8 protein-coding genes are annotated in these 12,151 nt (G+C 42.1%); all 8 read right to left on the bottom strand.

Annotated elements, in window-relative coordinates; genetic code table 11:
- Positions 1-633 precede the first annotated feature (633 nt).
- Complete coding sequence (locus ACFI6J_RS16135; protein ID WP_462556028.1) at positions 634-1,530, bottom strand: SIR2 family protein; 897 nt, start codon at positions 1,528-1,530, stop codon at positions 634-636.
- A complete protein-coding gene (locus tag ACFI6J_RS16130) occupies positions 1,527-2,219 on the bottom strand; it encodes a hypothetical protein (RefSeq protein WP_462556031.1) in 693 nt (230 codons plus the stop codon). The genes ACFI6J_RS16135 and ACFI6J_RS16130 overlap by 4 nt, the downstream gene beginning before the upstream one ends.
- Positions 2,220-2,221: 2 nt before the next feature.
- The gene (locus ACFI6J_RS16125) at positions 2,222-4,159 is read right to left on the bottom strand and encodes a hypothetical protein (RefSeq protein WP_462556034.1); all 1,938 of its coding nucleotides are present in this window, start codon (positions 4,157-4,159) and stop codon (positions 2,222-2,224) included.
- Positions 4,160-5,119: 960 nt separating this feature from the next.
- A complete protein-coding gene (locus ACFI6J_RS16120; protein ID WP_462556037.1) occupies positions 5,120-5,671 on the bottom strand; it encodes a hypothetical protein in 552 nt (183 codons plus the stop codon).
- Positions 5,672-5,778: 107 nt separating this feature from the next.
- On the bottom strand, positions 5,779-7,458 hold the full coding sequence (locus tag ACFI6J_RS16115; protein ID WP_462556040.1) for a hypothetical protein: 1,680 nt from the start codon (positions 7,456-7,458) through the stop codon (positions 5,779-5,781).
- A gap of 190 nt (positions 7,459-7,648) precedes the next feature.
- Positions 7,649-8,590 carry a TnsD family Tn7-like transposition protein gene (locus tag ACFI6J_RS16110; RefSeq protein WP_462556043.1) on the bottom strand — a complete coding sequence of 314 codons (942 nt, stop codon included), beginning with the start codon at positions 8,588-8,590 and terminating at the stop codon, positions 7,649-7,651.
- Positions 8,493-9,071: a hypothetical protein gene (locus ACFI6J_RS16105; protein ID WP_462556046.1), complete on the bottom strand. Its 579-nt coding sequence runs from the start codon at positions 9,069-9,071 to the stop codon at positions 8,493-8,495. Before ACFI6J_RS16105 ends, ACFI6J_RS16110 begins: the two co-directional genes overlap by 98 nt.
- 151 nt (positions 9,072-9,222) lie before the next feature.
- Positions 9,223-12,120, bottom strand: a complete 2,898-nt coding sequence (gene gcvP, locus ACFI6J_RS16100) for an aminomethyl-transferring glycine dehydrogenase (RefSeq protein ID WP_462556205.1) — start codon at positions 12,118-12,120, stop codon at positions 9,223-9,225.
- Between the last annotated feature and the right edge of the window lie 31 nt (positions 12,121-12,151).

The following is a 12,151-nucleotide window of genomic DNA, read 5'->3' as shown; positions in this document are numbered from 1 at the left end:
GTACGAGAGCGGACCTTGACTCAATGAGTTTCCATTCTTAAAAGCCAGTAGACTAACCATAAAAGCATCTGTACTCAAGGCTACCAATCCTTACCAAGGGCACCACAGTTACTCACACAAATATCTATACACGACAAATGCAAAAGCAAACCAAAACGAAGGCGGTAACGTTCTTTCAGCGTTTTAAGAAGTGCACTAAACTTGAATAGTTGCCTCCATATACTCTTCCTCGAGAACGTTATTACAAAAGAGTGGCGGGGCAGACCATTAACGCAGCATGGGGCGGGTACTGAGGCTTGAACGTAAATTTTATACTGCCAAAGTGAGAAACGTGAGAAAAATTAATGTCAAAGTCATTGCCTGCATTACTGAGCCCGCAATTAACTATAAGATTTTGGCGTACCCTAACAAGCAGACTTTTCCGGGTGCAAAAATGATGCTTTTGTACCGCAATTTGGAGCCATACAGGACGTTACTAAATGCAGCGACTATATAATTTATCGCTACTTCGATTTTTCCATATGAAGCGCAAAAATAACTCATCACTTGAACATAAAAATATTGAAGTAAGGACTGACACAGTGGGCAGTACAGGTCGTTTATACTCTCTATATTCTAATTCAAAATAGTCCATTAAATCTTTCTTATTTCAGCGCTTTTTTGGCAACATGAATAAAGAAATTTTGCAATTGCATCCTCGTAGTTTTCTACTTCCTTACAATAAATATTGTTTTCGTTCCAAGCATCTTCAGTTTCATCACTTCTGTTTTTCTTAAAGGAGATCCCTATGTAAGGTGAACTTCTGGTTCTCTTATCATGTGCAGTCAATCGTTGAAACAATCTTAGCAAATTAAGGTCATCCTCACCTAGCCCGACAAAAATTGGAGTTGAAGTTATTAATCGTTCCAATATCAAAATATCCCACTCACTATCTGTATTTGCGAAGATTTTAATATAATCAGCGCGAGTTAAAACAATTTCTTCTGGCTTAGACACTGCGCTTTTTATATTGTAAGGAACAAATCCATGAGGATGATAGACATATACGTCAGCGTCTTCTTTGACTAGACATCCTGGATAAATACTTTGAACAATAAGGCCATGAAACCTCAAGAAAGTTTCTATTACATCATCATAGTTGAGAGTTACTACGACTTGTGCACTTGCTCTCTTCGCTGAAGCTATTGTAGCGTAAATAGAATTAAGCGTATGACTGCCCCTCAGTTTTCCAAAGTCATCTTCATACTCTTTGTATATTGCTCTATGAAGTACATCAATAAAGTCTTTACCTTGGGAAGTGATTTCTTTTTTTATCTTACTTGCACTCTTCAACAGCTCTTTCTTATCGTAATCTATAGCGCACTCTTTAGCCATATTATTAATCAACCCATCCCAATTCGGCAACTTAAAGTCATATGAAGCGCCTGCTCCAAGGAAAATAGTAATATTTCCTGCTGCAATCTTCTCACCCAAAAAGTCGATCTGATTAGATTCTAATTCCCAATCATCCGCTGAAAGAAATGAACTCATAATAGGTCCTCAACTACAAAGCCATGCTGCATAAGTATCGATAGAATTTGGTTTATGTAATAAAAGTTAGATGGTGAAATGTCTGACAAAAGTATTTTACCGTTATTCCTTATTGTCAGATTGACACTTTTATTATCGGTAAAGTCTAACGTAACCGAAGTGTAAAAGGATACGTTTATCGTCTCTCTGAAAATCTTAGATGTAACTAAGTCTTTCCCTGATAATGAAATAGAATCAAGATCATGGCCAATCTCTTTTATTTGTGCATCAGTTTTTAGCACCTTTACACTTAAAACGTCACTTTTATTTTCAGGTTCAGACAGGAAGGCACGATATCTTTCACTATAAAACTTTACAAAGTCATCTACCTTATAGTGAACTGAGTTAGCAGCTCTGCAAACCTTTGAAAATGGAGATATTTCTTTTAATTTTTCCAACACGACTGCATATTGTGAAACAATTACCATTCTATTATTTTCTGAAATAGATATTGCAAACATGTACTCATATGGCGCTGCTTTATCAGTTTTGTCTCGCAAAAGAAGAGGCTCTGAAGATATGTAAGTGTAGATTCGCCAGGAAGAAGATACGCGACTCTCTTTTTTTATCTTTTTTGATTTGAGAAAATCTTCGCCCTCAAATTCTTTTTGATTTTTTTTTGGAACCCAATAGACATTACCAGTCCACATCGCTAAGCCTCCAAGCAAAAAGCTAAGCAGGTCAATATATAATATGACTCGACATCAACTGTTTTGTTGTTTGTCATTGCAAAATTAATAAAATCAATTGAGTTAGGTATTTTTCTCTGACCTAGAACTAATTTAGGATAATCCGATTTATTGATTACATCTTTTGGATAAAAATCCCTGTATTTACTATCATATAAGATAAATCTACAGATCTTTATTATAGGGATGAGAGAAGTTACTGTTACGACTATTTGCTCCCATTGAGCTTCAATTATTTTTTTTGCTTCGTCAATATAACCAAAGTCGTCGTCTTTTAATGACGCTAACTCCCTATTGAGTATGGCTTTAATATCTTCAAAGCTATTTTTGCTATGACTTGCTAATTTAGCGCTTATTAAAGCGCTTACTGTTCTAATCAAATACTCTTCTATTTTATTGAAAGCATCAGGAACGACTGCCCAAGTACTCCATATACCCCTAATGTACCTTTTTTCATCACCTGCGTAGAATATTAAATAATCGAGTATATGCACTAAAATTTCTTCAATGTCCTTACTTTCATATTCAATAATATCTATAAGCTCTTCGATAGTGTTAACACTAGCATATTGATAGCGCTCTTTTCCTTTCCCAATAGATTTACTTGGTGTTTTTTGGTGGTAACCAACTATAGACTTCAAGAAAACCTCGCGAATACGGCTCAGTAGGTCATTATTTTTACCTTGCTGCTCTATTAACTCCCATGCATCGTCATATCCATATTCAAACTCATCAATATCGAAGTCTTTAATTGGTAAAAGCATTGAAAGCGGCCCTTTCATTGCTATATGACATAGTTCATGGGTCAGTGTAAGCAAACTCCATTTTTCATTTGCACACTTATTAATTGTTTTTAAGGGCGCACTAATGAAGTTGTGTTCGCTCAGAAAGCCATCGCGGCCTGAATAGTATGGTAATGTAGTCAGATGTGACGATTCGCTAGTTTTTAAAGTTAGTTGGCTAGATGTTTCTTCCCAAAATGGGATTTTTGAGTTTTCTTTTCTTGTTAAATCAGGCGCATTCTTACCAGTCAGTTTTGCAGCAGCGATTAGTTTCGATGACAAGCTGTTTTCAGTTAACACTGAGTCTATTTCACTTACAAAGTTGAAAAGGCCATAGTTTGCTAAGCCAGTCCCTAAAAGTGAATGGCACCAAAAATGACATTCAGTATGTGGAATTGGGAAAGTTCCCGAGAATGTTTGAGAAGCAAAACGCGAAAGCGCTGCATTTGCCTTGGTTAGGTAGTTGTTCACGGATTCGACCGAGTTTTCAGCCAAACCTGATAGTACCTCTGCTTCAACCATTTTTATTAGTTTTGTCAATGAAGCAAAAATATCCTCACGATAAATACTCGCTCTATTAATCGCAGAAGCAGCCAAAGCAGTAAATTCCGATAACTCAACACTAACTTCATCACCAACACTTCGTCGATAAAGACCAGAAAGCAATTCATTTATCGAAGACGTTTCTACACCGTGAACTAGCGATTGTATTATGTTCGATGTGGGATAATAACCGCTATTGGCCTTCCACCTCTCATAAGCCACATTGTTAGACGCTAAAAAACCTTCAATCTGCTCTAGCAGTAGCTCATCGTTTGTAGTTACGATACAGTTATATATGCCATAGGTCAGATAGAAATCTGTATCTTCAGATAGTGGTACGTGCTGGAAGAGTTTTGGGGGGTAAATTGGGCCAGCAAATAGAATAAATTTCTTGAGTTGAACGGGAAATTCCGCGCCCTCTGAAGTTTCCGTGTACCAAAAAATTGGTGATACACGAGTAGACGAATTCCAACTATTTATTATTTCATCGAAGTTTTCATCTAGCTCGAGTTCTACGTCGCCCGCAGATTTTAAGCGAAGCCTTAAATACCCCATTTGGGCGTTTTTTAAATCCATTTAAAATACTTCTAGTATTATTCCAAACCAACGTAGTAGCTAAACTGTACTCTTTTTTCTTCTTGTTGGCTATCAGAACTGTTCGCGCGACGTGACCTACGGTCACCAGAACCGATGAAGTTGTCAGAATTCCTAGGATTTCCTCTCCTCTTGGAACCGTAATTTTTATCTAGCTTAGCGCTTTTAACTATATCTTTAACGAGAGCCATTGGACTTGTCCTATCTAAAAGCAGGGCGCGCATTATGCACAAATAATATACAATATGCAACACATTAAATTAGTGGGGTACTACAAGTCAACCAACAACCGCACCTTTCCCCACTTGCTGCCGTACCAGTAAAAACTAGGCTAGCCCCCATCAGCGTGCCGCCTGAATAGAATATCTTCCTCTATGTCGGTTAATTACAATTTTTTTCGCTGCTTTCACTTGGCTATAAACTGCCACGCTGCATACATGTATCACAGTTAATTTTTGGTAAGTGTCACCAGTCATTTGTTGGGGTGACGAGTATCTCCTTCGTGTGCACCAATACTACTTTTCACTTTATCTTTTGTAGTAGTACCTGTCGTCTAGCTGCCGTATTTGACAATAATTGTTGTTTAAGTACTGCACAAGCGCCGGGTTGTCCTCTTTATCGGTGGACAGCTCGGGCTGTAAATGGGCTTTCTCAACTATTTCTACAGTCCCTACCCCGCATTTTCGAAACAGCCCCTCCGCTCACAGCTGAATTCCAGAAGTAATATCTTTGCTATAAAAAGGCGAACCTAAGCTCGCCTCTGGTTATACACTAGAGTTGTTAACTTCAATTGTCATATTCAACCAACTGGATAAGAACAATCAAATTTGTGAATAAAACCAAGACTATTTATCGGGTCAATATTTTCACGTTATTACTACAAAGCCTTCTTTGTACTAAAGGAGCGCTCTTCCACTGTAAATTTTCCGTTTAGATAATTTATTAACTATTTTTTGATGCGTATTTGCAGGCAGATTCGTGACCAACTCCGAACCATGCTTCATCAGAGTCGATTATTGCATATAATTTTTCATTATTAACATTGGTCTTTGCTGTGTTTTCGGCCTTATTAAGCCGAGTCGGATAAAAGTCTAAAATCACTTGTTCTAGGTACTTAGCAATCCTATTTTCACACTCGTAAAATGATATAAAAAAATCACATTGGTTTGAGCTCATTTTTTTCTTATGCACGAGCATTCTATCTTCAACATGACCTTTACCAACATAAACACATTCTAATTTGTAGTTATTTTCATAAACTATATTTTCCACAACTTCCCAAATCATATACACACCTATACCTTGATAAAAATTGCCTAGCGCCTCCCGAAATGATAGGTCTGCTGATGTACTGTATTTTTCTTCAAATTCAGGGTTCCACGCTACCATTTTTTGGCTTACGACGTTTTCTATCTTAATATTTAAAGCCAACTCCTTGCTAATAACATTATTAATAAAGCTAGCAGAAGGTATTTTGCAATACTCTGAATTCATCGACGGCAACCCTTTGATTCATAAAAATTAATACCAAGCGAATGAGTCATTATAACACTCAAGAACGGCGTTTTTTACATCGCAACTACCGAAGTCAGCTGAATTTATTACTTAAGTCGTTTGTTTACGTTAAACAACATACCAACTGGCGACGTATTTATGTTCTTGTTTTCGTTAATTAGCTCTTTAATTGAAGAGGGTATCTCCTTTAACTTTGGAGCCCCAAGAACTTGGTCTGCTCCTAACGCAGCTAAAGCCCATATAGGAGCTCCAGTCGCAGCGGCAGTAATTCCCAAAGTGCCCGTGACAAGCCAAGAGCCTATATCTGAGCCAGCAAATTTCCATTGCTTTGACCTAAGGGCCTTAATGTTAGCCTTATGACCTTCAAATGCTTCATTTATGTTGTCGAAAATCTGGTCCCTAGTGCGATGAAAGTTGTTAGGGTTGCTCGAAGTCAATTCATGCACACCTTTGCCTAATATACTCCTTATTTCATCCATAGCACCTTGCTTTCTAACATCAATGAGCGCATTAGGGGGAACTCGGCCCAACCACTGCATGTCTCCGTCAGCAAGGTCTTGCAGTCCTCTGGTAATATGCAGATCTTTGGTATTAGTGGCTGATTCCACATCTTGGGCATCATACTCCATTTTCCATGCTAGATATTGCCAAGATGTTGGAGCATCGATTAGGGGTGAACCTTTCAGTCTTCTTGACTTAATTAGTAGTTCATTACTAACAGACATTCTCCCTACAGATTGGTTAGCAAGTATTAGCCCTGGATTCTTTGTTCCCATCAGTTCAGAGTGTGGTGAATTTATAGCTCGCTCCAACTGGCTCGTCGGATCGCCTTGCCACTCTGTATCAAATAGAAATCTCGATTTATCATTGATGGCACTTACAGCTCTTTCAATCGTGTCTAGCTCTTTAGCAAAATCCAGAAGTTCCTCAATTGACTCAAATTTTCGACCAAATAGTTTTCCTGAGTGTTTCAAAGAATCAGATAAGCCAAGTTCGTGAATGAACTCTCGCTCTTCCTTTTCTATAGCAGTGATGTCGGGCAAAACCACAACAATAGGAACATCCACCTCCGCACACGCTAGCAGCTTGTACTGGAGGATATTCATTGCATGCTTAATTATGTAATAAGCTTGGTCTGCTGGCTTAGAATGTTGAAAAATATGTTTGGAGCGAAGAAACGGGTCTGGCAATATTATAGTGTCAGTGTATATCCCACATTTTGATGCAATATTTTCATCATGTGCAGGGAAAAGATCTCCTCCAAAAACTCCTTTAATATTGTTGTGTTGATCCTCGACGTGCGCATGTGCAATATCTCCAAGTTCAGACCAGAACTCGCCAATAAACTCCATAAGTTTGTCGAGATGTTCGACAACCTCGCGAATTGAATCATCACTTTGCATTGCCGCTTTCCCAGCATCATGTGGTGTCAATTTTCGCTCAATCATTAATTTATAAAAGTGGCCGAAATTCTGTTCAAAGAAATTGAAATACGAGTTTTGAATTTCTGACAGGGAAGCTAGTTTTTTAAGCTCTTCTCGATCATGCATTTCTGTAACAGCCAATGCCATTGTTCTAACGATCCCATCTACGGTATCTAAATTCACTTCGCCATCAGGCCCTACGTGTACGGCTTTAAGGCTGGCAGCAATATCTAAGCCTTCAGCAATTTTTACCTTGCCACGCTTCATTTGCTCCTGCAAAATTTTGAGCCGCCGACGCAATCTATCTTCGTATTCTTTTTCTTCTGTTGTCTTTTCGGTCATGCTTATTCCCTTAATCAAAAAGCTATTGAACTTTAACGGTAATACACCTTAGTATGGAATATTACCTGCCCCAACTTCAAAAAAACAGGAACAGTGTTTTCAAAGGCGAGGTAATACGTTTACGCTTGCGTAACTTTCAGTTCTCCAACAACACCGCTTCGCGCTTCCGAGTGTATCACTAAGCCAAGGCTTAGTTTCGAACACCACCCCGCCTTTTACTTCTCGGTATAGCCTCAGGCATCACGTTATAAAGCCACTCTTTATCATGCTTGAAAAGCCAGTTGTAGCTTGCTCTGCACTCACGTTGAAAGTCACCGCGATGGTATTCCGGGTGCTCAGCCAATACTTGTAAAATACAATTTTGATGTTTATGGCACTGCGCGTCAAAACGCATCTGATGCCGTTTTTTTACAAGGCTTGGATGTTGCGAAAGCACCTGCTCTACCGCGCCCACCGAATAATCAACCTCATTGGCGATTTGCTGCGTTTTAGCACCGTCTTTTAGCATCCCAACAATCAAGGCTCTATCTGAACCAAATATTCGCTTAGCGCGTGTTTTAACGGGGATATTGTTTTGTAAGGCGAGCTTTTTCACGTAAATAACGCTTCGCTTACATTGCTCGGATACGGCTCGTAATGATTTTCCTTGTTGAAGCAAATATAGGATGACGGCATCTGTTTCGCTTTCACTCAACACGTTGGCACTTGCACGCTTGGGGGTTACACATTTACTTGGCTTGTATTCACAAAACTCACGCCATGAATGCCACAACAAACCAATAAGTAATAGATGTTTTAACGGGTAAAACTGGGCCCGCTTGGCCCTGAATAGGGTTTCTGGATAACTGCTGTCTAGCAATAACTGCTGTACCGTAGGCGAAGCGCTCGTTGCCCAATATGCACGTAATGCGTGGCGCAGTTTATCTTGGCGAATAGCACCAATGTGTGACGCAAAACCAGTATCTACCAACCGATGATGGTAGCGACTCGTTATGTGTTGATAAGCGAGTAAAGAGGTGCTGCTACGCCATACATCATGCGCTAAGCTTGAAAGTTGAACATCCACGCTCCCCAACACTACATCGTGGTGAAGGTTTATCTCGCTCGGCAAAATTAAGTCTCTGCGCTGCACAGCCACCTCCAATAGCGGTTCGCTGTGCTTTAGGCAAACCAAGCACCCAGCAGGCAGTTGATGTTGCACATGCCACGCACGCACGCCCGACCGTTTTAGCGTCGTTTTCCACACTCGCCGAGCAAGCTCTTAATACTGTGCCACTGTTTATCCTATTGGCTACCAGCGACATTCGAGAATGTAAACTACTGGCACGCCCCGTTTCAAGGTTGGCTAATGCGCTGGAATAGGTTTTGGGGTGTAGAAAAGGCTGAAATACCGGTAATATCGTGTGCTCATGTATGACCTCATGTGCAGATACATGTGACTGTCCACTGATGAAAGGAACATAACCTGGGAATTGTGAGGCCAATTGATAATGGGCTATATGAAGCTGCTCTAAAAGCCCCCTTGCAGAGGGTAGCCCCGACAGTTGGCAGTACGTGACTAACCAACTGTAGGGTATTTCGTCAGCCTCAAGAGGCGGATGAAAGCCGAGCATGGTCGAATTGACCTATGTGATTAAAGAACGCTCGAAGTATTTAGTGAGAAATAAAAAAGGCGAACCATGAAGGTTCGCCTATTTCATATCTAGCTATTCACAAACTTAATTGTTGCGTTCACAATTTTAATTGCAGATAGTCATCAACACCCTACTCCTCAACATAGCTCTCAATGCTAGGGCAAGAGCAGATCAGGTTTCGGTCGCCGTAAACGTCATCAATACGGTTAACCGTTGGCCAGAACTTGTTTCTGTGCACTTCTGGGGCTGGGTACGCCGCTAGCATGCGGTCGTAGCTGCGGTTCCAGTCGCTGTCACAGATGTCAGCTAGTGTGTGCGGTGCATTGTGTAGCGGGTTGTCAGTCGCATCCCACTCGCCGCTTTCTACTTTGGCAATTTCTTGGCGAATGCTAACCATGGCGTTGATGAAACGGTCTAATTCGTACTTGGCTTCCGACTCGGTTGGCTCAATCATAAGCGTACCCGCTACTGGGAAGCTCATGGTTGGCGCATGGAAGCCGTAGTCGTTTAGGCGCTTCGCAATGTCTAGCTCGGTCACACCGCTTGCTTCTTTAAGCGGGCGAAGGTCAATAATACATTCGTGCGCTACGCAGCCATTGTTGCCTTTGTAAAGCACTGGGAAGTGCCCTTCTAGCTTCTTAGCCACATAGTTAGCGTTCAGAATAGCGACTTCGGTTGCACGGCGAAGGCCAGCGCTACCCATCATTTTGATGTACATGTAGCTAATAGGCAGAATTGATGCACTGCCCCATGGCGCTGCCGATACCGCACCACAGTCTTTGCCTGCCGTTTCTACATTAACAACCGTGTGGTTTGGTAGGAATGGCGCAAGGTGCGACTTAACACCAATTGGTCCCATACCTGGGCCACCGCCACCGTGTGGAATACAGAAGGTTTTGTGTAGGTTAAGGTGCGACACATCTGAACCAATGAAGCCAGGCGACGTAATGCCCACCTGCGCGTTCATGTTCGCGCCGTCCATATAAACCTGACCGCCGTATTGGTGAACAATGTCACAAATCTCGCGCACGGTTTCTTCATATACACCGTGGGTAGACGGATACGTGATCATGGCGCACGATAGGTTATCGCCCACTTCTTCCGCTTTTTTGCGAAGGTCGTTAAGGTCTACGTTACCTTTGCTATCACAGGCTACTACTACCACTTTAAGACTAACCATTTGCGCAGACGCAGGGTTAGTACCGTGGGCAGAGCTTGGAATTAGACACACGTTTCTGTGACCTTCGCCACGGCTTTCATGGTAACGCTGAATAGCCAATAGGCCCGCGTATTCACCTTGCGCACCTGAGTTAGGCTGCATTGAAAGCGCGTCGTAACCTGTTACGTTAATTAGCCACTCGCTAAGCTCGGCAATCATTTCTTGATAGCCCGCTGCTTGGTCTAGTGGCGCAAACGGGTGAAGCTGACCGAATTCAGCCCATGTCACTGGGATCATTTCAGCCGTTGCATTTAGCTTCATGGTGCACGAGCCCAATGAAATCATTGAGTGATTAAGCGCCAAGTCTTTATTTTCAAGGCTCTTGATGTAACGAAGCATCTCTGTTTCAGAGTGATACTTGTTAAACACTTCGTGTGTTAGGAAGTCGCTAGTACGTACTAAACCTTCAGGAATAGATTTTACGTCTTGCGTGGTTACTTCTGCGTCTAAACCTTCAACAGTAAGGCCGTGGTCTTCACCAAGCAGTACGTCGAATAGCGCAACAATGTCTTCGCGTGTGGTGGTTTCGTCTAGCGACACACCTACCGCACCTTCAAGGTCAGCACGCAGGTTCATGCCTTTTGCGTAGGCTTTTGCTAGTACGTCTTCTTTGTTGTCTACCATTACGGTTAGCGTGTCGAAGTACGTGCTGTGCTGTAGAGCTACACCTTTCTGGTTTAAACCAGTAGCAAGAATGTCGGCGAAGCGGTGAATACGCTCAGCGATAGTTTTAAGACCTTGTGGGCCGTGGTATACCGCGTAGAAGCTTGCCATGTTGGCTAGCAGCACCTGCGCTGTACAAATGTTCGAGTTCGCTTTTTCGCGGCGAATGTGTTGTTCACGAGTTTGTAGCGCCATACGAAGTGCTGGGCGACCACGGGTGTCTTTACTTACACCAATAATACGGCCAGGTAATGAACGCTTGTAGCTGTCGCGTGTAGCAAAGAATGCCGCGTGCGGGCCACCGTAGCCCATAGGTACACCAAAGCGCTGTGCACTACCAAGTGCAACGTCTGCACCTAGCTCGCCAGGCGACTTAAGCATTACCAAGCTCATAAGGTCAGCGGCTACTGCCACAATACCTTTTTTCGCTTGAACTGCAGCAATGATGTCGCTGATGTCTTTCACTTCACCGGTAGAGGTTGGATATTGAAGTAGCGCACCGAATACGTCGTGTTCTGCTGCTGCTTCTGCCGCACCTTTGATGATTTCAAAACCGAACATTTCAGCGCGAGTTTCAACCACGTCAACCGTTTGCGGGTGAACGTCGTTAGCAATAAAGAACGCATTCGCTTTTTTGTTCTTAGACACACGCTTAGCAAGGCCCATGGCTTCAGCCGCCGCTGTACCTTCATCAAGTAATGACGCCGATGCTAGCTCTAGGCCAGTTAGGTCAATGGTCACTTGTTGGAAGTTAAGAATAGCTTCCAAACGACCTTGGGCAATTTCTGGCTGGTAAGGCGTGTACGCTGTGTACCAGCCCGGGTTTTCTAGTACGTTGCGAAGAATAACGTTTGGTACGTGTGTATCGTAGTAACCCATACCAATGAAAGAACGGTTAATTTTGTTCTTTTGTGCAACGGCTTTAAGTTCACTTAATGCTTCAACTTCTGTCGCCCCTTCACCACATTTTAGTGGCTCAGGTAGCGCAATACCTGCCGGTACAGTTTGCTCGATTAAATCGTCTAGTGAGCTTGCACCAATGGCAGACAGCATTTCTTCAATTTCGCCTTTACCCGGGCCGATGTGACGGCGGATAAAAGTATCTTTTTGCTCTAGTTGAGCCAATGTAGGGGAAGTATTCGACATAACGTTGTTAAGCACTCGTAATGGTTGCCGC

Source organism: Alteromonas sp. G4i13, assembly GCF_054960505.1.
Note: the sequence above shows the minus strand (reverse complement) of the source record. Positions and strands in the feature narration are given on the sequence as shown.